Source organism: Streptomyces sp. NBC_01465, from assembly GCF_036227325.1.
Lineage (GTDB): Bacteria > Actinomycetota > Actinomycetes > Streptomycetales > Streptomycetaceae > Streptomyces.
Genome location: NZ_CP109467.1, coordinates 7,854,848 through 7,876,512, shown reverse-complemented (window position 1 = coordinate 7,876,512; position 21,665 = coordinate 7,854,848). Strand labels below are relative to the sequence as shown.

The following is a 21,665-nucleotide window of genomic DNA, read 5'->3' as shown; positions in this document are numbered from 1 at the left end:
TCTCCTCGATTCGACGTGCGGTCTCAGCCGTTGGGAAGGATCACGGCCCGGCCGTTGATCTTCCCCGCGTGCAGTCTCTCGTACGCGAGAGGCGCCTCGTCCAGCGTGTACGTCTCGACGTGGACGTCGATCGCCCCGGCCCGCGCCAGGTCGAGCACCTCGGTCAGCTCCGCCCTGGATCCCCAGTAGGGAGCGGTGACGGACACTTCGTACGGCAGGACACCGAAGCCGACGGGCAGCGTGCCTCCGCCGATGCCGACGATGGTGACATCGCCCTCGACGGCGGCGCAGGCGCCCGCGATCGCGGTGGTGGGCGGGGCTCCGACGAAGTCGAAGACCGCCTCGGCGCCGCGTCCGCCGGTCAGTTCGCGTACCTTCGCCGCGGCGTCGGCGTCGGAGATCACGGTCTCGTGCGCGCCGACCTTCCGGGCGAGGGCCAGCTTCTCCTCGGTGACGTCGAGCGCGACGACGCGCGCGGAGGTCATGGCGCGCAGCAGCTGGACGGCGACGTGGCCGAGTCCGCCGGTGCCGATGACGACGGCGGTGGAGCCGGGCACCAGCTTGGGCAGTGAGCGCTTGATCGCGTGGTACGGGGTGAGCCCGGCGTCGGTGAGCGGGACGCTCTTGACCGGGTCGAGGCCGTTCAGCGGGACGAGGTGGCGCGGGTCGTCGACGATCATGTACTCGGCGATGGCGCCGGGCGCACCGAGTCCGGGCGGGCGGATGCCCAGCTCGTCGGCGCGCAGGCAGTAGTTCTCCTTGCCCTCCGCGCACTTGGCGCAGCTGCCGCAGCCCCAGGGGCCGTAGACGGCGACCGGGTCGCCGATCTCGAAGCCCGTGACACCTGCGCCCAGGGCGGCGACGGTGCCGGCGCCCTCGTGGCCGAGGGTGAGGGGCAGCGGGAAGGGGAGCGCCTCGGCCGGCCAGGACATCACGGCGATGTCGGAGTGGCAGACGCCTGCGGCGGTGACCTTCAACAGGACCTGTCCGGGGCCCGGTTCGGGGTCGGGGACGGTGACGACCTCGGGGGCGGCGCCCACCTGACGGTATTGCAGAGCCTTCATGGTGCTTCGTACCTCCTTGTACGGGTGCGGGGCGGGGCGGCGGCCGGTCAGCGGGCCGAGTAGCCGCCGTCGACGAGGTGGTAGCTGCCCTGGATGAACGAGGCCTTCTCGGAGAGCAGGAACAGGGTCAGCTCGGCGACCTCGTCCGGGAGGCCGAGGCGGCCCTGGGGGTGGAGGGAGACGAGGTGGTCGTGGGCCACTCCGTCGGAGCCCGCGAGGAGCGGGGTCTCGATGAAGCCCGGGCCGACGGCGTTGATGCGTACGCCCTGGGCGGCGTACTCCAGCGCGGCGGTCTTCGTGAGGCCGACGACGCCGTGCTTGGCGGCGACGTAAGCGGGCGATCCCGCGAAGCCGTTGGTGCCGAGGATGGAGGCCATGTTGACGACCGAGCCGCCGCCGGAGGCGACGATCGCGGGCAGTTCGTGGCGCAGCGAGTAGAAGACGCCGCTGAGGTTGGTGGCGACGACGCGGTCCCAGTCGGCGATGTCGTACTCGCCGGTCGGCCGCGAAGGGCCGCCGATCCCGGCGTTGTTGACGGCGAGGTGGAGGGCGCCGAAGGTCTCGACGGTGAAGCGGACGGCGGCCTCGACGGAGGCGGCGTCGGTGACGTCGAGGGCGACGGCGGCGGTACGGGCGCCGGAGGCCGCGAGACGGTCGGCGGTGTCCTTCGCGCCGGTCTCGTTGTAGTCGGCGATGACGACGGCGGCTCCGCGCGCGGCGAGCTTCTCCGCGATGGAAAGACCGATGCCGGAAGCGGCGCCGGTGACGAGGGCGACCTTGCCGTCGAATTCGGGGGTGGTGCTCATGTTCTTCACGACCTTCTGGAATTACTGGTGTTACTCGTGTTGCGAGTGGTGCTGATCGGCGCTCCCGACGGGCAGCAGCCCGGCGAGCGCTCCGAAGTACTGCTCCGCCAGGGCGGAGAGGGCATCGGGGTCGGTCCCGCGCGACCAGGCGCGCAGCACGGCGGTGAGGGTGCCGGCCCCGGTGCCCACGGTCACCGCGGGACGGGGGTCGGTGGCCGGGTCGACGCCGAGGCGGTCGGCGATGATCCGTACGGACTCGGCCTCCGCGTCGATGCGCAGGTGCTGGAAGGCGGCGAAGAGCGCGGGCTCCCTGTCGATCCTGCGGAACAGCTCGAGACGGTCAGGCAGAGCGGCCGCACCCTCACCGCCGAAGTCGTCCGCGAGCCAGGTGCAGACCGCCTGCCAGTACGCCATGAGCGGCGACTCGTCGGCCGGCCGGCCGCGGAGCGCGTCGTTGATGCGGTGTCCGGTCTCGGCCACCTCGCCGAGGATCGCCTCCTCCTTGCCGGGGAAGTGCCGGCTGAAGGTGCGTCGGGTGACTCCGGCGCGCTCCGCGATCCCCTCGACGGTCACACCGTCGAGGCCGCGTTCGAGCAGCAGGTCGGTGGCCGCGGCCACCATGGCCTCACGGCTGCGCTGCGTGCGCTGCCTCCGGCCGTCCGGGCCGGTCTTTTCGATGCCCATGCCATGGACTGTAACACTAATGTCCCAGTGGGACATAACTGTGCCGATCGCGTACGGCAGGATGACTGATCGTTTCGCCCCCGAGAATCGAGCAGGTAAAAGGTGACGACACATCACATACCGTCCGCCCAGGCGTCGTCGTCGGCGGGAGGAGGCCGGTGAACCGGGCTCTGACGCTGCACGATCTGATCGTCGCCGGGATCGCCGTGGCAGCCGGGCTCGTGGCGGGGCTGCTGCTCCGGGCCGCCATGCGCTGGCTGGGCGAACGGGCGCGCAGGACCCGGTGGAGCGGTGACGACGTCATCGTCGACGCGGTACGGACCCTGGCGCCGTGGGCGGCCTTCGCCGCCGGAGTGGCCGTGGCCGCCGCCGCACTGCCGCTGACCTCGCGGGTCAGCCACAACGTCAGCCGGACCCTGACCGTGCTGCTCATCCTGGTGGCGACGCTCACCGCGGCCCGGGTGATCACCGGCCTGGTGAAGTCCCTGGCCCAGTCCAGATCGGGGGTGGCCGGATCGGCGACCATCTTCGTCAACATCACCCGCGTCGTGGTCCTGGCGATGGGTTTCCTCGTCGTACTGCAGACCCTCGGGATCTCCGTCGCCCCGCTCCTGACCGCCCTCGGCGTGGGCGGCCTCGCGGTCGCGCTGGCCCTTCAGGACACCCTCGCCAACCTCTTCGCCGGGGTGCACATCCTGGCCTCCAAGACGGTGCAGCCCGGTGACTACATCAAGCTCAGCAGCGGGGAGGAGGGCTATGTCGTCGACATCAACTGGCGCAACACCGTGGTGGAGCAGCTGTCGAACAACCTCGTGATCATCCCCAACAACCGGCTCGCGGGCACCAACATGACCAACTTCAACCGGCCCGAGCAGCAGATGTCGGTGCTCGTCCAGGTCGGTGTCGGCTACGACAGCGACCTGGAGCACGTCGAGCGGGTGACCTCCGAGGTCGTGGAGAGCGTGATGCGCGACATCGACGGCGGCGTCCCCGACCACGAACCGGCCGTCCGCTTCCACACGTTCGGGGACTCCCGGATCAACTTCACGGTGATCCTGCGGGCCGGCGAGTTCAGCGACCAGTACCGGATCAAGCACGAGTTCATCAAGCGCCTCCACCAGCGGTACCGCGCCGAGGGGATCAAGATCCCCGCCCCGACGCGCACCGTGGCGGTGCAGCAGGCCGAGACCGAGGCCGTGCTGCCGATCCCGCATCAGCGCACCGTCACACCCAGCCGTCCAGCGACGCCATGAACCCGTCGAAGTCATCGCGGTGCACCGTGTGTCCGGCGCCCTTGACCGTACGGACCTCGAACCCGCGGCCCGCCAGGTCCTCCTTGAGGTCCTCGGAGATCAGGAAGCTGGGGTCGGCGGCCTGTACGAGCGAGGGCACGACGGGCCGCTCCGGGATCCGGTCGATCGCGTTCTCCCCCGCGAGGGAGAGCGCGGTCTGCGGGTCCCAGGCCGCCAGCGTGGCGAGTTCGACGTCGATGTCGGCCTCCTCCCAGCGGGGGTTGAGGCCCGCGATCATCTCGCGCGTCGCATGGCGGAACTCGACGAAGACGGCCGGATCCACCGACATCCCCTGACCGAGCGCCCAGGCCGGGTCGGAGTAGACGGCACGCACCGGGGCGAGCCGCTCGACTGCGAGGGAGAGCGCCATACCGCCCAGCGAGTGCCCGATCGCGAGCTCCGCACCGGCCGGCAGCGTCTCGACGAGGTCGTCCGCGAAGATCTCCGCGCTGTACGCGCCCCGGCCGCTCTCCCCGTGACCGCGCAGGTCGACGCCGATCACCCGGTATCCCAGGTCCGCGAGAGCGGGTCCCACCCGGCGCCAGGTGCGGTGGTCGGACATGATCCCGTGGACCAGCAGGGCGGTCCGGTCGCCGGAGCCCCATACGTGGGTGTTCAGCTTCATGGTCGTGCCTTTCTCATTGCGTACGGCTGTGGGCGGATGCGTGCGCCGGTCAGCGCACGCCACGAATGGGCCGCACCGACAGTGCGCCGGACACGGCGAGCACCGCGCCGGCGACGAACAGGGTGGTGTAGCCGTCGGAGACCGAGACGATCACCGAGGCGACGAAGGGAGCAAGGATCTGCGGGCCCGCGCTGGCCATGTTGAGTACGCCCAGATCGCGGGCGGCGTCCTCGGTGCTCGGCAGGATCATCGAGACGAGCGCGTTGTCGACGGCCATGTAGCAGCCGAAGCCGAAGCCGTTGAGCACGGCGAAGGCGATCATCGCGGGCCAGGTCGGCGAGAGCGCGGGCAGCAGCAGAGAGACCGCGGAGATCAGCGCGGAGGCTCCGACGAAGACCTTGCGCCGGTCCATCCGGTCGGAGAGCAGACCTCCGACGACCGTCGACACGGCCATCGCGACCGACGAGAGCGGCGTGAGGACGGCGACGGCCCCGGTGGGCGAGAGACCGGACGGCAGATCGATGTGGTCCTGAAGGATGTAGAGCTGGTACCCGAAGACGCAGAAGTAGCCGAGGACGAGCAGCGCCCGGCCGATGAACGCCCAGCGGAAGTCGTGGTGGCGCAGCGCCCCGAGGAACGCCGCGAACTGCGCCCGGAACGGCACGGCGGGACGCGCCGGGCGCCTCTCCTCGCGGGTGCAGGCGGTGAAGAGCACGGCGGCGACGGCGACGATGAGTCCGAAGACCAGATATCCGGTGGCGATCCGGTCCTCGAAGGCCGATCCGAGAACGGCGCCCAGCGTGGAGCCGAGCGGGATGCCGAGGCCGACCGCTGCCGAGGCCTTGCCACGCGCTCCGAGCGGGACCCGGTCGGGGACGACCGAGGTGAGCGCGGCCTGGAAGACGTTCATCACGGCCTGCCCGATGCACCAGGCGATGCCCACGAGCAGCGCCGTCTTCACCCCTCCCAGCAGCGCCATCGCCCCGACGGCGGCGATGCCGCCGCCCAGGATCCAGGGGTTGCGGCGGCCGGTGCGGTCCGAGAGGGCGCCGGCGACCGGGTTGAACAGCGTGGCGAAGACCGCGCTGGCGCCGCTGACGATGCCGAGCAGGGCGACCTTGTGGGCCTTGTCGATGTGCTCGATCTGCAGCGGCAGCAGTACGCCGCCGACACCGATGTAGAGCGAGTACATCGCGGTGTTGCCGACGGCGAGCAGCGGCAGCAGGCCGCGCGGAGTGCGCTGCTGCTTCTGGTGGTCCTGATGGTCCGGCTGCTGGACCTGCGGGGCGGAAAGGGCCACGGTGCCCTCCTCCTCGGACGGTCGGTCGACGGTGACCGAGAGCGAGTGGTTACACGTGTCAGTTGACACGTGTAACGGATGTTTAGCACCCACCCCTCCCCCTCCACCAGACCTCCGGGAGAAAAGATCGCTGTGAAAGAATGCACAGCACGATGAACGACAGCAGCGGCGCAGGCCCGGCCCCCCACCCGGGCACCGCAACCGCCCCCACCAGCGCGGCAGTCGCACAGCTCGCCGGCGTGTCCAGGGCGACGGTCAGCTACGTGCTCAACGGCCAGGCCGCAGGACGCGTCAGCGAGGCGACCCAGGCCAGGGTTCACGCCGCCGCCCAGGCGCTCGGTTACGTACCGCATGCGGCGGCCCGCTCCCTGCGCTCCGGGAGCAGCAATCTGGTCCTGATCACGGCGCCCGCCGACACGGTGCCCGCCTTCGGGCCGCTGTTCGCGGCGTTCGTCGCCGACTTCCAGACCGCACTGCAGGGGTACGGGTACACCGGCGTCCTGCACGGCGCGAGCATCGGCCAGGCCCCCGAGGAGGCCGCGCGCGCCTGGGCCGCGCTGCGCCCGGCCGCGGTCATCGCCACCCTCGGCACCCCGCTCACCGAGCGCTCGGTCGAGATCCTCAAGCGCTCCGGCACGTCGGCGGTCGTCTCGCACGGCCCGCCGCCCGTGCCCGGCTCGCACGGCATCCCGCTGGACCAGGAGTCGGTGGGCGCGGCCGCGGCCGAGCACCTCCTGGCCGGCGGGCGGCGGAGCATCGGCGTCGTCGTGCCCCAGGAACACGGGCTGCAGATGTTCAGCGCGCCGCGTCTCGCCGGTGCCGAGGCCGCCGCCGCAGGGGTTCCCGGCGCCCGGGTCGTACCGCTGGAGCTCTCCTGCACCGAGGAGTCGGCGGCCGAACTCGTCGCGCGCTGGCCGCAGTTGGGGCTGGACGCTGTCTTCGCGTACAACGACGAGTACGCGATGCTGCTGATGCGCGCGCTCCAGGACGCCGGGGTCGACATCCCCGGCGCGACCGCGGTGGTGGGCGCGGACGATCTGCTGCTGGCCCGGCTGCTGCGGCCGCGGCTGACGAGCGTACGGATCGAGCTGCCGGGCGCTCAGGAGATCGCCGCCCTGGTGGACCGGCTGATCCGCGAGCCGCAGACGCCGCCCGGCGTCCACTTCAAGTCGTCCGTGCACGTCGAGGCGAGGGACTCCAGCCGCACCGCGTGAGGACCGACGGCCCGGTCAGCACTGCCTCCTTCTACCCAAAAGATCACAGATCGATAACAACACCTACCATTCACTCGGCATTCGGGAGCAGGATGGAGGAGCCCGCACGCACCGACCAGCGCACCACCAGGAGCTCCTCATGACCACCCCCAGCACCAGCGCCGCCTGTGAGGCCGCTGTCGAGACCGCGCTCGGCGCGCTCGGCCTGGACGACAAGGCCCGCCTCCTCGCCGGGCAGGACATGTGGTCGCTGCCCGCGCTCCCCTCGATCGGGCTGAAGTCGCTCGTCATGTCCGACGGCCCGATCGGGGTGCGCGGGGTGCGCTGGACCGCGGACGACCCGTCGGTCGCCCTGCCGTCCCCGACGGCTCTCGCCGCGACCTGGGACCCCGAACTGGCCCGCCGCGCAGGGGTGTTGCTCGCGCAGGAAGCGCGCCGCAAGGGGGTCCACGTACTGCTCGCGCCGACCGTGAATCTGCACCGGTCGCCGCTGGGCGGCCGCCACTTCGAGGCGTACAGCGAAGACCCGTACCTGACGGGCGAGATCGCGACCGGCTATGTCACGGGCGTCCAGTCCGGGGGCGTGGGCACCACCGTCAAGCACTTCGTCGCCAACGACGCGGAGACCGACCGCTTCACGGTGAACAACCTCGTGGGCGCGCGGGCGCTGCGCGAGCTCTACCTCGCGCCGTTCGAAGCGATCGTCAGGAACGCCCACCCCTGGGGCATCATGTGCGCCTACAACTCGGTCAACGGAACCACCATGTCCGAGCACCGCTACCTGCAGAACGAGGTGCTGCGCGGCGAGTGGGGCTTCGACGGGTACATCGTCTCGGACTGGATGGCCGCCCGGTCGACGAACGGCACCATCACCGGCGGCCTCGACGTCGCCATGCCGGGACCGCGGACCGTCTACGGCCCGGCGCTCGCCGCCGCCGTCCGGGCAGGCGAGGTCGAGGAGTCCGTCGTCGACGGTGCCGTACGCAATGTGCTGCACCTCGCCGCCCGCGTCGGCGTCCTCGACGGCGCCGAGCCCGCCGTCACCGAGCTGCCCGCCCCCGTCGACGGCGAGGCGCTGGCCCGCGAGATCGCCCGCCGCTCCTTCGTTCTCGTACGCAATGAGCGCCGCACCCTCCCGCTGGACGCGTCCTCGGTCCGCCGCGTCGCCGTCGTCGGCGCCGCCGCCCGTGACGCGCGGGTGCTGGGCGGCGGCTCCGCCCAGGTCTTCCCCGACCATGTCGTCTCCCCGCTCGACGGGCTGACGGCCGCCCTCCCCGAGAACGCCGTGCACTACGTCGTCGGCGCCGACCCCAACGACGAACTGACCGTCGCAGGGCAGGGGTTCACACTGCGCGCCGTCTGCCGAGACGCGGCCGGCGAGGTGATCGGCTCCTCCAGTGCCCCGAACGGGCAGATCCAGTGGATCGGCAACGATCTCCCCGAAGGGGTCACCCACGAGACGCTGCACAGCGTGGAGCTGACCGGCACCTTCACCCCGCGCGAGTCCGGCACGCACCACTTCGGCACCCGGGGCCTGGGCGGATTCGCCCAGCGCGTCGACGGCCGGGTGCTCTTCGACGGGGAGAACCTCCCCAAGGCGGGCATCGACCCCTTCGAGGCGTTCTTCGGGGCGCCCGTCGAGCGCGGCCGGGTCGCACTGGAGGCGGGGAAGCCGGTCGAGGTCAGCCTGCGGTACACCGTCCTCAAGGACGCCGGGTCGCCCATCCAGGCCGTCGGATTCGCCCTCGCCCACCTCGGCCCGCAGCGCGACGCCGACGAGCTGATCGCCGAGGCGGCCGAGGCCGCGCGCGGGGCGGACGCGGCGGTCGTCGTGGTCGCCACCACCGAGCGCGTCGAGTCGGAGGGCTTCGACCGCAAGGATCTGCGGCTCCCGGGCCGCCAGGACGATCTGGTGCGCGCGGTGGCGGCGGCCAACCCGAACACGGTGGTCGTCGTGAACGCGGGCTCCCCGGTGGAGCTGCCGTGGCGCGAGGAGGTCGCGGCGGTGCTGCTGAGCTGGTTCCCCGGCCAGGAGGGCGGGGCCGCGCTCGCGGACGTGCTGCTGGGCGCCGAGGAGCCGGGCGGGCGGCTGCCCACGACCTGGCCCGCGGCGTTCGAGGACGTCCCGGTGACCCAGGTGACCCCGGCGGACGGTGAACTCCCGTACACGGAGGGCGTGTTCATCGGCTACCGCGCCTGGGAGAAGAGCGGCAGGACGCCTGCGTACGCCTTCGGTCACGGACTCGGATACACCGACTGGGCATACGAGTCGATCACCCTCGAAGGGACCACGGCCGTAGTCCGCGTCCGCAACACCGGAGAGCGCACCGGCCGCGAGACCGTCCAGGTCTATCTGGCCCCGGCCGAGCCCGACACCGAGCGCCCCGCCCGCTGGCTCGCCGGTTACGCGGGCGCCGAGGCGGCCCCCGGCGAGAGCGTCGAGGTCCGGATCGCGCTGCCCCGGCGCGCCTTCGAGATCTGGGACGAGGCGTCCGGCTCCTGGGCGTACATCAAGGGTGCGTACGAGGTCCAGGCCGGCCGGTCCGTCGCCGACCGCAGGCTGACGGCGGTCCTGGAGGCCTGACTTTCAGGAGAATCTCACCTGGCCCACCGGCCTCTCACAGAACGCCCACATCTGCGCGGAGCACGCTGAACCGGCAGCAGTCGGACGTACGAAAGGCGCGATGTGGGCACGAATGAGACCGCTGGTTCCTCGCGGACGGCGGCCCCGGACCGGAACTGGAGCCGGCGCGGCGTCCTTGCGGCGCTCGGCGTCGTCCCGCTCGCCTCACTGGCGGGATGCGCCGGGTCCGCCGGAGCGGCCGGCCAGGACGGGGCCGCGGCGTCGAAGTCCGCGGCAGCGGCGGCGACCGTCACCGTCACCCCGGCCGACGGGTCGGGCAAGGCCGACTTCGGCGTGCCGGTGACGGTCGCGGTGGCGGGCGGCACCCTCGCATCCGTGAAGGTCGCCGACGCGAGCGGCACCGCCCTGGCCGGGAAGCTGAACGCGGCGCGGACCCTGTGGACGTCCTCCGCGCACCCGTACTCCGGTACGAAGTACACGGTGACGGCGCAGGTCGACGGTGCGGGCGCGCACACGTCGACCTTCACCACCCGCTCCCCCGGCTCCACCTTCGTCGGCTACTTCACACCCGAGGCGGACTCGACCTCGGGCGTCGGCATGCCGGTGTCGCTCAACTTCACGCACGCCGTCACCGACCGCGCCGCCGTCGAGAAAGCGATCACCGTCACCGCCGACCCCCCGGTCGAGGTGGTCGGGCACTGGTTCAGCGACACCCGGCTCGACTTCCGGCCCGAGGAGTACTGGGCCGCGGGCACGAAGGTCACCCTGGGGCTGCGGCTCAAGGACGTCGAGGGTGCGGACGGGGTGTACGGCAAGCAGTCGAAGGACGTCGTCTTCCACATCGGCCGCAACCAGGTGAGCACGGTCGACCTCAAGGCGAAGACCATGACGGTCAAGCGCGAGGGAAAGACCACCGCCACCTACAAGGTCAGCGGCGGCGACTCCGAGCACGCCACCTGGTCGGGCAAGATGGTGATCAGCGAGCGGTTCAAGCAGACGAAGATGGACTCCTCGACCGTCGGCCTGGGCGACGAGTACTCGATATCCGACGTCCCGCACGCACAGCGCCTGACCACCTCGGGCACCTTCGTCCACGGCAACTACTGGGCCTCGACCTCGGTCTTCGGCTCCAGCAACACCAGCCACGGCTGTGTGGGCCTGCACGATGCGAAGGGTGCGAACGACAAGTCGGTACCGGGCGCCGAGTTCTACAACAGCTCGATGCTCGGCGACGTGGTGGAGGTCGTCAACTCGACCGAGGACACGGTGGATCCGGCCAACGGCCTCAATGGCTGGAACCTCTCCTGGGACAAGTGGAAGGCGGGCAGCGCCCTTTAGCATGACGGGGTGGCCCTACGCGTCCGCTGGTTCCTCGCCGTTGTCGTCGCCGCGCTGGTGCTGACCGGCTGCGGCGGCAGCGCCGCGTCCGGTTCCGCATCCTCGGCGCCGTCCTCCGCTGCCTCTGCCTCTGCCGCTGACGCGGGCGTCGTGAGCCTCAACGTCAGCGGCGGTTTCGCCGGCGTGCGGCGCGGCATCGAGATCCGTCCCGGTGGGAAGGTCCTCGTCACCGACCGCAAGGGCGGCCACACGTCCCGCGACCTGTCGGACGCCGAACGGACCCGGCTCGGATCGCTCCTGGACGCCGTCGACTTCGCCGCCCTGCCCGCCCGCAGCATCGACGAGCGGTCCCGGGACCGCTTCGAGTACCGACTGGTGCACAACGGCCGCACCCTGGTCACCGACGGCAGCCGGGACCTGGGTGCGGCCGACGATCTCATCGCCCAACTGGAGCGCTGGATCAGCGCGCGGACCTGACCGTGGTTCAGGGGCGCAGGGTCACCTTCTTGCCCGGCCTCAGACGGACCGTCCGGTTCCATGCGCCTGTCCGTACCTCGGTGGTCGCCCCACCGACGCTGTGCAGCGTCGCCTCGGTGACCTTCCCGTCCCGCCAGGCGAGGTCGACGGTGATGCCGCCGCGGGCGCCGATGCCGGTGACACGCCCTGACGCCGCCCAGGCCGCGGGCAGGGCGGGGAGCAGTTCGACGACGCCCGGGCGGGAGTAGACCAGCATCTCCAGCATCGCGGTCGGGGTGCCGAAGTTGGCGTCGATCTGCAGGGTGGCGCGGGACCCGAGGTCGTACATGTCGAAGAGGTTGGGCGAGGTGCCGTTGCTCGTGTTGACCGACGGCTTCAGGTTGGTGCGGATCAGCTGGTACGCCTTCTCGCCGTCCTTGAGCCGCGCCCAGCAGGCGGCCCGCCAGGCGCAGGCCCAGCCGTAACTCTCCATGCCGCGCGCGGTGAGCAAGTTCCTTACGCCCGTGACCAGTTCGGCGGGGCTGTCCGCGGGGGTGATCCTGTCCCCGGGGAACAGGCCGACGAGCGGCGAGAGGTGGCGGTGCGTGGTCTCGCCCAGGTTGTCGGGGCTCATCCACTCCTCCAGCCAGCCGGTCGTGGGGCTGACCTGCGGGAGGTAGAGGCGGGACTGGAGTCCGGCGATCGTCTTCGCGTAGGCGGAGTCGCGGGAGAGTGCGGCGGCGGCCGCGCGGTAGCTCACGAAGAGGTCGCGGACCAGTTCCTGCGCGTACGTGATGCCCTTGGCGTCGGTGGGGCCCTGCTCGGGCGACCAGTCGCTGTCGTCGATCAGGACCTCGCGGCTCGCGCCGGTGCCCGGGTCGGTGACGGTGGTGGTGATGAGCCGGGCCTCCCAGAACTCGCAGGCGCCCTTCAGCAGCGGGTAGATCTTCTTCAGGACGGCGCGGTCCTGGGTGAACTCGTAGTGCTGCCAGAGCGAGTTGCACAGCCAGGCGTTCCCGGCCGGGTGCCACCACCAGCCCATGCCGCCGTAGATGTTGGTGGAGATCGCCGTCGTCCAGCCGGCCACCTTGCCGCTGGAGTTGCGGAAGCCGTTGCGGGGGTCGTTGAACACCTTCTGTGTGGTGCGGGTCCAGGAGGGTATCTGGGCGACGCAGTAGTCGAGGAAGGCGTCGAAGCAGTCGGGCAGACCGGCGCGTTCGGCGAGCCAGTAGTTCATCTGGACGTTGATGTCCGTGTGGTAGTCGCCCATCCAGTCCGGGTCGGTGCGGTCGATCCACAGGCCCTGGAGGTTCAGGGGGACGCTGTCGCGCGAGCCGCTGATCATGAGATAGCGGCCGAACTGGAGGTAGGCGGCCTCGAATTCGGGGTCGGCCGGGGCGCCCGCCGCGCCGAGTGCGGTGAGGCGCGCGGCGGTGTCGAGGGCTCGCTGTGCGTCGCTGGAGGTGCCGAGGTCGACCGTCATCCGGCCGAAGAGGGCCTGGTAGTCGGCGAGATGCGCGCTCAGGAGGCCGGCCGCGCCTGCTGCTGCGGCGGCCCGGATGCGGCCGGTGGCGACGGTACGCGGGTCGAGCGCCGCGTCCTTGAAGGCGGTGGTGTCGTCGGGGGTGTAGTTGGTGCCGCCGGTGAGGAGGAGCGTGACGTCCTCGCAGTCGGTGAAGGTGACCTTGTTGCCGGCCGCCGTGATGCTTCCGGTGGTGCTGACGGCGGTGACCGCGGCCGCGTACTTCAGCTGGTTGGGGAGCGCGGCGGCGAACGAGACCGTGGCGCCGTCGGCCGCGGCCGTCTCGCCGTGCCATCCGGCGAGGGTGAGGGAGCCGGTGTACCGGCCGCCGCCGCTCTGCGTGAGGCGGACGACGACGACTTCGTCGGGGTGGCTCGCGTACGTCTCGCGGTGGTGGGTCACGCCCTCGTGTTCGTACGAGACCGTGCTGAGGCCGTTGCTCAGGTCGAGGCCCCGGGTGTAGCCGGTGACGGCCGCGGGGGTGTGGCCGGGGAGGTCAAGGGTGGCCTTCGCGAGCAGGGTGAAGGAGCCGAACTGTGTGGTGTCGTAGGGGAATTGACCGTCGCTCTGCAGGGCGTCGTTCAGCCCGCCGGTCCACAGGGTGGCGTCGGTGAGGTAGAGGACGTCGCTCGCGGGGCCGCCGGTCGTCAGCGCTCCGATGCGGCCGTTGCCGACCGGCAGCCCCTGCTCGATGATCTTCGCCTCGTCGGCGGGGGCGGGGTAGCGCAGCGCCACGGCGCCCGCTGCGGACACCTTGTGCGCCTTGGCCGCCTCCGGGCGGCGGGTGGCGGCGGCCGCCGTGAAGGGCCGCATCCCCCCGCCGAACGCGAGCCCCGCTCCCAGGGCTCCTCCTGCCGCACGCAGAACGGTGCGGCGCGAGGTCGAGGACTGCTCGGCGGGGCTCGTCATCTTCCGGTCCCTTCGACATGGGGTGCCGCAGCGCTGCGGCGGGCGTCGGAAACGTACGAGCTCTGTGGGGCCACGTCAACGTTCTGCACCGAATAAGCCGCCGTGAGGCGGCAATTGAGCAAGATAGCTCCGATGTCTTGACGTGCTATCCGTGCTGCCGCTCATACACGGCGGCCGCCACCGCCAGGTCCTCCCACGCCATTCCGGCGGACTTGAAGAACCGCGGACGGTCCTCGGGGACAGCCGTTTCGCCGCGTACGAGAGCGTCCAGCGTGTGCAGCCGTGCGGGATCGAAGGCGCCCGCCGCCACGGCCAGGACGATGTCCCCGCACTCGCGCAGCGCCACCGAGCGCGACTCCACCACCACGGTGGCCCGCGCGACCAGTTGCTCGTCCACCTCGCGCGCATCGGGTTCGTGCGACCCGACCGCGGCGACCGCGGTGTGCGGGGCGAGCAGAGCGCTGTCGAACAGCGGCTCGCGTGCGGTGGTGCAGCAGCAGACGATGTCCGCGCGCGCCACGTCCTGCGGGCCGGCCGCATCCGCCGAGAGCCCGGCTTCGCGGCAGCGCGCCACGAAGGCCGCGACCCGGACCGGGTCGCGGCCGACCACGTCCACGTGCTCCAGCATCGGCCGGACCGCCCGTACCGCCTCGACATGCCCCCACGCCTGCGGCCCGGTCCCGAACACCAGCATCCGCCGGGCGTCCGCCACGGCGAGCCGGCGCAGCGCCGCCGCGGACACCGCGGGGGTCCGCAGCGAAGTCAGGGCGATGCCGTCGAGGAGCGCGACCGGGGTGTGCGTCACCCCGTCCAGGAGGAGATAGAGCCCCTGGACGCGCGGCACGCCACGCCCGGGGTTCTCCGGAGTGACTGTGGCGATCTTCACTCCGGTGTACGCGACGGTGGACGACGGCATCAGCAGCAACTGCCCACCGGGTACGCCGAGAACGGATCGGTCCGGTTCGCCTTCGGGGTCGAGGCCTGCCGCCAGTACGGCCTCGACAGCCTCCACGGCGGCGGACATCGGGACATCGGTCAGCGGCAACGACTGCGGCTGGTGCACGGGACTTACCTCACTCAACTGGCGAACGGGACAGTACGTCCCTCATGTATCCGACTGCTTGCCGATGTTCACGCCCGCCACACAGGTACATCGTCCATAATGCGCACCGTGGAACAGCGTATAAGCCCCGACAGTCCGACCGTTCACGCCGCCGCGATCGACCCGGCGTTCGTCCCCGGTCTCATGCCCGCGCGCGCCGCCGCGCCCGACGATGCCGAGGCCGTCGCGCCCGAACCGGAGGAAGCGGCGACCGAGTCCGTGGTCACCGAGCCGGAGAAGGCCGAACCGCAGGACGTGGCTCCCGCCGAGGATGCTGCCGACAGCGACGCCTCAGACAGCGACGCCTCCGACGACGAAGGCCCCTCCTGCGACGCCTCCGACCGCCGGGCCTCGGCCGTCGCGGACCGCACCGGTGTCCGCCTGCGCCAGGACGATCTGGAGGTCGACTTCGACTGGAAGGAGATCGGCGCGGTCGAGTACAACACGTCCCGCAACGGCCGCCGCCTCACGGTCACCGTGCACATGCCGAACCGGCACCAGTACTGGGTCGAGATCACGGCGAGCGGCAAGGACGTCGTCCAGGAGTGGACGGCACAGCTCGACGCGGTCCTGGACGCCTACTTCGAGGAGTGACCCCGCCGGGGGGGCTACGGCTTCCCCGGCGGAGTGAGGTCCTGCGCCAGTACGAAGTCCACGCGGTCGCGCAGGGTCGCCAGGCCGTGCCCGGTGAGCTCCTCGATCCGCTGGACGCGGTAGCGCAGGGTGTTGACGTGGATGTGCAGCCGCTCGGCGCACGCCTGCCAGGATCCCGAGGCGTCCAGGAAGGCGGCCAGGGTCCCGACGAGGTCGCTGCGGTGCCCGGCGTCGTACTCCTCCAGCACGCCGATCAGCCGCTGCCGGAAGAGAGTGCGCACCTCGTCGGGCACGGAGGCGAGCAGCAGATGGTACGAGGAGAGGTCGGTGCTGCCCGCGCTGCGCACGGTGCCGGTGCGGGCGGCGGCGACCCCGTGGGCGAGCCGGGCCTCCTCCAGTGACCGGCGTACCCCCGCGGCGGGTGCGCCGTGGCCGATCGCGGCCCGGCCCTGGCCGAGCAGCGGGGTGAGCAGTGTGGCGGCCTCCTCCGCGCGGGCCGCGGCCGAGGCCGCTTCCGGGCCCGGGACCAGGATCAGGTACGTACCGTCGGCAGCGATCGGCACGGAGCAGCCGGGCAGTTGGCCGGCGACCTCTTCGAGGACGACGCCCGCCAGTTCGGCCCCGTAGGCGCTGCCCGTCGTGGAGACGACGAGGGCCGACAGCGGGAGCTGGAGGCCCAGGCTGCGCAGTCTGCCCTCGGCCGCCGCGTCCTGGCCCGCCGTGAGCAGGTCGAGGGCCTCGCGCAGGAAGCGCTCCTCGACCCGGCGGCGCTCCGCTCCGGCGATCCGGTCGAGGGCGAGGAGGGCGCAGACCTCGTCGGCGCCGTCGGCGGTGCCGGGGGTCCAGTCGCGGTAGTCGCCGCGGGCGACGAGGTAGGCGGCGGGCGGGCGCCGGGCGACGGGTGACTGGACGGGGAAGAAGGTGAGGCTGCCGCCGCCGGGAACCGGGCGTACGGCGGGGAAGGCGCCGGCAGCGAGCGCTTCGCGGTGCACCAGGGCGAGTTGATGGTCCGTCACATCGGGCAGGTGCCCTGCGGTGGGCCTGCCGGTCGCGGAGAGCACCGCACACCACACCCCCGAGGCGCGGGCGAACACCTCCACCAGGCCTTCGGGCCCCTCCCCCGCCGCCATGCTGGCGACCAGCGAACGGTGCAGCCCGGCGCCCGGGGAGCGGCGGTGCGGGCCTGCGAGCGCGGCCAGGACGGTCTCGGTGACGGTGGCGAAGGACACCTCGTCGCCGACTGTGAAGAGGGCGAGCCCGTGCCGCGTACAGGCCTCGACGACCGGCTCCGGCAGCTCCCCCACGCCCGCCGTCCCCGCCACCAGGGCGGTCGCGCCCGCGCCCTTGAGCGCGGCGACGAACACTTCGGCGTCGTGGGCGCCGCGGTACCAGGTGGTGGAGGTGAGGACGAGTTCGCCACCGCCCAGATAGCGCCCGGGGTCGGGCAGATCGGTGGTGTAGACGCCGCGCACCACTCCGTCGCCGTGCCCGTCCACGAGACGGACGAGACCGATCCGGGGATTGTCGAGCAGTTCGGCGAGCAGCACCGGGCGTCCTCCTTGTGTTACAGGCATGCACGCCGGTGTGCACTTCGTTCGGAGGATAGTACGGGTCCGGAGCCCGCCGCACGGCGCGGTGTCCGGAGGTTCGTGCGGGTCCCGGGGCCGGGCCCGCGGAGGTTCAATCTGCGTACCCCGCAAGAGCCGCACGCCCCACGTCCTCGGACGCCCCCGCAACACACCGCCCCGCGAGGAGACCGCCATGCGTGCCGAACCGCCCCGTCCCCAGCCGCCGTCCGCCGTACACGCCCTGCGCATCGAGCAGGCGGGGGCGGAGCCCGTCCCCGCCTCCGAGCGGCACGGCCGCCCCTGGTCGCTCTTCACCCTCTGGTTCGGAGCGAACGTACAGTTCGCCACCCTGTCGGTGGGTGCGCTCTCCACCGCCGTCTTCGGCCTGGACCTGCTGCCCGCCGCGCTGGCGATCACCCTGGGCGCGCTGCTGGGCTCGGCACTCATCGGCCTGCTGTCCACGCGCGGCCCTGGCACCGGCGTGCTTCAACTCATCCAGTCGCGCGGCCCGTTCGGGCGCCTCGGCAATCTGCCGTCGGCCGCTTTCACCGTGGTCAACGGTGTCGGCTGGTGCGTGGTCGACACCGTCCTGGGCGTGTTCATCCTGCGCCGTCTCTTCTCGCTGGACTTCACCCCTGCGCTGCTGGTGATGGTCGTCGTACAGATGGCGATCGCCGTCGTGGGCCACCGGATGATCCATTACGTGGAGCGGGTGCTGGCCGCCGTCCTCGTCGTGGTCTTCGCGGTCGTCTCCGTCTACGGCTTCGGCGACGCGGCCTCCTCCCCCGCCGCGACTCCCTTCGCGGGCGCGGCCGGTGCGTTCGTCCTGACCGTCTCGGTGACCTCGGCCCGCTGTCTGGGCTGGGCGTCGTACGCCTCCGACTACAGCCGCTACTTCCCCGAAGCAACCTCCAAGAAGCGGGTCTTCGGCGCCGCGTTCGGCGGGGCCGCACTCGCAGGGGTGTGGATCGGGGTGCTGGGTGCGGCGCTCGGCACGCTCTCCGTGGTCTCCGACCCGTCGGCCATGGTCAGCGGGGTCCTCCCGGCCTCGCTGGGCAACATCACCCTGTTCTGTCTGCTGCTCTCCACCCTCGCCTCCACCGTCATCGACCTCTACTCCGGCTCCATGGCGGCCCTGGTCGCCGGGGTACGGGTGGAGCGCTGGGTGTCCGTGGTCTGCGTGGGATCACTCGGTGCGGTGCTCGCCTGGTTCGCCGGCCGCCACGACTGGGCGGGCCAGTTCCAGGACTTCCTGCTCCTCACCGGCTACTGGCTCGCCCCCTGGGCGGCCGTGATCATCGTGGCGTACTGGTGGCGCGAGCGCTCCACGCCCGTCGCCCGGCTGTACGACCCGGCGCACCGCTACGGCTGGGGGCTGCCCGCCGTCCTCGTCGGCGTGCTGACCTCGCTGCCCTTCATGAGCCAGTCCCTCTACACCGGCCCCATTGCCGCCGCCCATCCAGGACTTGGCGACATCGGCCACTTCGTCGGCTTCGCCGTCGCGGGCCTCGTCTTCGCCGCGCTCACCGCCTGGAAGCCCGCCCCGGTGTCCGCTCAGGCCACCGCCCCGCTCATCAACGTATAAGGAGAACCCCCTGATGCCGTCGCCGTACGCACCCACTCCCGAGGACAAGAAGCACCTCGTCGCTGCCGTCGAACTCGCGGCCCTGGCAAGGAAGGGCGGCAACCACCCCTTCGGCGCGCTGCTGGTCCTCGACGGCGAGGCGGTCCTGACCGCCGGGAACACCGTGGTCACCGAGCAGGACGCCACCGGGCACGCCGAGACCAATCTGGTCCGCCTCGCCACCCGTGCGTACACCCGTGAGCAGCTCGCCGGCGCGACGCTCTACACCTCCACCGAACCCTGTGCGATGTGCGCCGGGGCCGTGTACTGGAGCGGCATCGGCCGGGTCGTGTACGCGCTCGGTGAGGACGAACTCCTCGCCCTCACCGGAGCCAGCGAGGAGAACCCGACCATGGCGCTGCCCTGCCGCGAGGTCTTCGCGGCAGGCCAGCGGGCTGTCCGGGTCTCGGGCCCCTGTCTGTACGAGGAGGCCGTCGCCGTCCACGAGGGCTTCTGGAACTGAACACCCGTACCGCACAAGGAGAGCCGCACCATGACCCACTCCCCCCGCACCCTCGTCCGCAACGGCATCGTTATCCCCTGCGAGGGCAGGCAGACGGTGTACGACCCGGGCTCGGTCCTCATCGAGAACGGCCGGATCACCGCCGTGGGCACCGTCGCCGAACTGGACGCTGCGGCCGCCGACGCGGTCGTCGTGGACGCGACCGGGCACGCGGTCCTGCCCGGTCTGCACAACACCCATCTGCACTCGGGGCTGCTGCGCGGCACCGCGGAGTCCAAGTCGCTCTGGGACTGGCTGCGCGACTACGTCGACCCGGCACACAAGGCGCTCACCCCCGAGATCGCCGAGACCGCCTCGCTGCTCTGCTACACCGAGTCCCTGGCCGCGGGCACCACTTCGGTCATGGACATGTGGCGCCACATGGAGGGGTCCGCGCACGCCGCCGAGCAGGTCGGCATACGGGCCACGCTCGTCCCGTACGTCGCGGACCTGCCGGGGTACGACTACTTCGAGACCCTGGAGACCAACCGCCGCCTCCTGGAGAAGTACCGCACCTTCGCGGACGGCAGGGTGCGCTCCTGGGTGGGGCTCGAGCACCTCTTCTACTGCAGCGCCGAGGCGTTCAGGGCAGCGGCCGCTCTCGCCGACGAGTTCGACACCGGTCTGCACACCCACTCCTCCGAGACCACCTGGGAAGTGGAGGAGTCCCTGCGGCAGTTCGGCCGCCGTCCGATCGAGGAGTTCCACCACCGGGGCATCCTCGGGCCCCGTACGGTCGTCGCCCACTGCGTCTGGCTGGACGACCACGAGATCGATCTCCTCGCGCAGACAGGGACGTCAGTCGCGCACTGCCCCTGCTCCAACATGAAGCTCTCCTCGGGGCCCGCCCGGGTCATCGACATGCGGGCCAAGGGCATCGCGGTGGGTCTGGGCAGCGACGGCGAGAAGGAGAACAACAACCTCGACCTGCTGGAGGAGATGAAGTTCGCCTCGCTCCTCCAGAAGGTCTCCACGCTCGACCCGACCACCGGCGACCCCTGGGACATCCTCACCATGGCGACCCTGGAGGGCGCCCGCGCGCTGGGTCTGGACGGCGAGACGGGGTCGCTGGAGGCGGGCAAGAAGGCCGACCTGGTGACCGTGGACCTCCGTAAGCTCCACACCACCCCGCTGCTGCACGGGGCGGACTTCAACGCCGTGGCCCACCTGGTGTTCTCGTCCGCGGCGGCCGACGTCGACCAGGTCTATGTGGACGGCCGGCTGCTGGTCGACGGCGGCCGCGTGCTGTCCGTTGACACCGAGCGTGTACGCGTCCGGGCCCAGTCCGCGGCGGAGGAACTCTTCGCACGGCGTGCCGCGCTCACGGCGGCCCGTTAGAGGGCGATGCGGAAGCCGATGTTCCCAGCCGAGCTGTCGGGAGTGTTGGAGCTGCGGGCCGCGACCCGGTAGCGGTTGCAGTACGAGTCGTGGCACATGTGGGAGCCGCCCCGCATCACGCGGGTCTCGCCCGATCCCGGTCCCCTGGGGTCGGTGCGTTCCCCCGTCACGTGGTGGTCGCGGCTGAACCAGTCCGCGGTCCATTCCCAGACGTTGCCGACCGTGTTGTGGAGCCCGAAGCCGTTGGGCCTGAAGGAGTTGGCGGGTGCCGTCGCGCGGAAGCCGTCCGCCGCGGTGTTGACCGTGGGGAAGGTTCCGCGCCAGATGTTGCACTGGTGGCGGCCCCCGGGGGCGAGTTCGTCGCCCCACGGGTAGCGCTTCTGGACCAGTCCGCCACGGGCCGCGTACTCCCACTCGGCCTCGGTGGGCAGCCGGGTGCCCGACCAGTCGCAGTAGGCGAGCGCGTCGTGGTGGCTGATGTGGGTGGCCGGGTGGTTCTGGCGTGCGTCGACGGAGGAGCCCGGGCCCTCGGGCCGCCGCCAGGTCGCGCCCTGTACGCCGCGCCACCACGGGGTGGCGGGGACGCGGGGTGCGCGGGCGGCCAGTTCGCGGCTGAGGAAGCCCTCGAAGACGTAGCTGAAGTCGAACTTCTCGGCGTCCGTCACATGCCCGGTGGCCTTCACGAAGGTGGCGAACTGTGCGGTGGTCACCGTGGTCGGCGCGATCCGGAAGGGGCTCAGGGTGATCTCCCTGACCGGGCCTTCGCCGTCCGCGCGATAGCCGATCTCGTCGTCCGTGCCCATCAGGAAGCTCCCGCCGGGCAGTTCGACCAGACGCCTGGCGATCCGGGCCGCCGCCTGGGACGGCGCGGACACCCCGGCGGGAGGCATGGCGAGCTGCACCGTGGCGGGGCCTCGGCCCGGGGCGCAGCAGGCCTTCTGCTCGTGGCTCATGCACGGACCGTACATCGGCGTCCCGGAACGCCCGCACGAGGGACCGGGACCGCGTAAATCCCGTGGAACGGGGGCGGGCGCCTGTGCCAGGCTTGCGTTCACGAGGGGGTGTAGCTCAGCCCGGCCAGAGCAGCGGACTCCAAACCCGCACGCCGCAGGTTCAAATCCTGCCGCCCCTGCCACGACCTGG

Annotated in this window: 18 protein-coding genes and 1 tRNA gene; 10 read left to right on the top strand and 9 right to left on the bottom strand. The window is 71.6% G+C overall.

The window, feature by feature from the left end; genetic code table 11:
* Positions 1 to 23: 23 nt before the first annotated feature.
* The 3 genes from OG707_RS36610 to OG707_RS36600 are packed head-to-tail and all read right to left on the bottom strand — an operon-like array spanning position 24 to position 2,554.
* Positions 24 to 1,064: an NAD(P)-dependent alcohol dehydrogenase gene (locus tag OG707_RS36610; RefSeq protein WP_329126155.1), complete on the bottom strand. Its 1,041-nt coding sequence runs from the start codon at positions 1,062 to 1,064 to the stop codon at positions 24 to 26.
* A gap of 47 nt (positions 1,065 to 1,111) precedes the next feature.
* On the bottom strand, positions 1,112 to 1,870 hold the full coding sequence (locus tag OG707_RS36605; RefSeq protein WP_329126153.1) for an SDR family NAD(P)-dependent oxidoreductase: 759 nt from the start codon (positions 1,868 to 1,870) through the stop codon (positions 1,112 to 1,114).
* A 30-nt stretch (positions 1,871 to 1,900) separates the two neighbouring features.
* A complete protein-coding gene (locus OG707_RS36600; RefSeq protein ID WP_329126151.1) occupies positions 1,901 to 2,554 on the bottom strand; it encodes a TetR/AcrR family transcriptional regulator in 654 nt (217 codons plus the stop codon).
* Positions 2,555 to 2,712: 158 nt separating this feature from the next.
* On the opposite strand from OG707_RS36600, the gene OG707_RS36595 reads away from it, so the two are divergent.
* Positions 2,713 to 3,807, top strand: a complete 1,095-nt coding sequence (locus tag OG707_RS36595) for a mechanosensitive ion channel family protein (RefSeq protein WP_329126149.1) — start codon at positions 2,713 to 2,715, stop codon at positions 3,805 to 3,807.
* Here the strand turns inward: OG707_RS36595 and OG707_RS36590 are convergent.
* On the bottom strand, positions 3,779 to 4,471 hold the full coding sequence (locus tag OG707_RS36590; protein ID WP_329126148.1) for an alpha/beta fold hydrolase: 693 nt from the start codon (positions 4,469 to 4,471) through the stop codon (positions 3,779 to 3,781). The two genes, OG707_RS36595 and OG707_RS36590, sit on opposite strands and share 29 nt — an antisense overlap.
* A gap of 49 nt (positions 4,472 to 4,520) precedes the next feature.
* A complete protein-coding gene (locus OG707_RS36585; protein ID WP_329126146.1) occupies positions 4,521 to 5,771 on the bottom strand; it encodes an MFS transporter in 1,251 nt (416 codons plus the stop codon).
* A 152-nt stretch (positions 5,772 to 5,923) separates the two neighbouring features.
* Between OG707_RS36585 and OG707_RS36580 the strand changes: the two genes are divergently transcribed.
* The 4 genes from OG707_RS36580 (at position 5,924) to OG707_RS36565 (ending at position 11,384) form a co-directional block, all read left to right on the top strand.
* Positions 5,924 to 6,985, top strand: a complete 1,062-nt coding sequence (locus tag OG707_RS36580) for a LacI family DNA-binding transcriptional regulator (RefSeq protein WP_329126144.1) — start codon at positions 5,924 to 5,926, stop codon at positions 6,983 to 6,985.
* A 139-nt stretch (positions 6,986 to 7,124) separates the two neighbouring features.
* Positions 7,125 to 9,569, top strand: coding sequence for a beta-glucosidase (locus OG707_RS36575; protein WP_329126142.1), 2,445 nt, complete (start codon positions 7,125 to 7,127; stop codon positions 9,567 to 9,569).
* Positions 9,570 to 9,671: 102 nt separating this feature from the next.
* Positions 9,672 to 10,907 (top strand): L,D-transpeptidase, encoded by a 1,236-nt coding sequence (locus tag OG707_RS36570; RefSeq protein ID WP_329126140.1) that lies wholly within the window; start codon positions 9,672 to 9,674, stop codon positions 10,905 to 10,907.
* Between the two features lie 9 nt (positions 10,908 to 10,916).
* Positions 10,917 to 11,384 carry a hypothetical protein gene (locus OG707_RS36565; RefSeq protein ID WP_329126138.1) on the top strand — a complete coding sequence of 156 codons (468 nt, stop codon included), beginning with the start codon at positions 10,917 to 10,919 and terminating at the stop codon, positions 11,382 to 11,384.
* A 7-nt stretch (positions 11,385 to 11,391) separates the two neighbouring features.
* Here the strand turns inward: OG707_RS36565 and OG707_RS36560 are convergent, their stop codons facing one another.
* A complete protein-coding gene (locus OG707_RS36560) occupies positions 11,392 to 13,794 on the bottom strand; it encodes a glycosyl hydrolase family 95 catalytic domain-containing protein (protein ID WP_329126136.1) in 2,403 nt (800 codons plus the stop codon).
* 145 nt (positions 13,795 to 13,939) lie between these two features.
* On the bottom strand, positions 13,940 to 14,857 hold the full coding sequence (locus OG707_RS36555; RefSeq protein ID WP_329126134.1) for an ornithine cyclodeaminase family protein: 918 nt from the start codon (positions 14,855 to 14,857) through the stop codon (positions 13,940 to 13,942).
* Between the two features lie 99 nt (positions 14,858 to 14,956).
* Between OG707_RS36555 and OG707_RS36550 the strand changes: the two genes are divergently transcribed.
* Positions 14,957 to 15,490, top strand: a complete 534-nt coding sequence (locus OG707_RS36550; RefSeq protein ID WP_329126132.1) for a hypothetical protein — start codon at positions 14,957 to 14,959, stop codon at positions 15,488 to 15,490.
* Between the two features lie 14 nt (positions 15,491 to 15,504).
* Here OG707_RS36550 and OG707_RS36545 read toward each other — a convergent pair whose 3' ends face one another.
* Entirely contained in the window at positions 15,505 to 17,064 is a 1,560-nt protein-coding gene (locus OG707_RS36545) for a PucR family transcriptional regulator (RefSeq protein ID WP_329126129.1), read from the bottom strand.
* 187 nt (positions 17,065 to 17,251) lie between these two features.
* Between OG707_RS36545 and OG707_RS36540 the strand changes: the two genes are divergently transcribed.
* Genes OG707_RS36540 through OG707_RS36530 form a run of 3 tightly spaced genes read left to right on the top strand, consistent with a single transcriptional unit; the run spans position 17,252 to position 20,522 of the window.
* A complete protein-coding gene (locus tag OG707_RS36540; protein ID WP_329126127.1) occupies positions 17,252 to 18,643 on the top strand; it encodes a purine-cytosine permease family protein in 1,392 nt (463 codons plus the stop codon).
* A 13-nt stretch (positions 18,644 to 18,656) separates the two neighbouring features.
* Entirely contained in the window at positions 18,657 to 19,145 is a 489-nt protein-coding gene (locus OG707_RS36535) for a nucleoside deaminase (protein ID WP_329126125.1), read from the top strand.
* Positions 19,146 to 19,175: 30 nt separating this feature from the next.
* Complete coding sequence (locus OG707_RS36530; RefSeq protein ID WP_329126123.1) at positions 19,176 to 20,522, top strand: amidohydrolase family protein; 1,347 nt, start codon at positions 19,176 to 19,178, stop codon at positions 20,520 to 20,522.
* On the opposite strand, the gene OG707_RS36525 is transcribed toward OG707_RS36530, so the two are convergent.
* The gene (locus OG707_RS36525) at positions 20,519 to 21,412 is read right to left on the bottom strand and encodes a formylglycine-generating enzyme family protein (RefSeq protein ID WP_329128172.1); all 894 of its coding nucleotides are present in this window, start codon (positions 21,410 to 21,412) and stop codon (positions 20,519 to 20,521) included. The two genes, OG707_RS36530 and OG707_RS36525, sit on opposite strands and share 4 nt — an antisense overlap.
* A gap of 167 nt (positions 21,413 to 21,579) precedes the next feature.
* Here OG707_RS36525 and OG707_RS36520 point away from each other — a divergent pair.
* Positions 21,580 to 21,657, top strand: a tRNA-Trp gene (locus OG707_RS36520).
* Positions 21,658 to 21,665 lie beyond the last annotated feature (8 nt).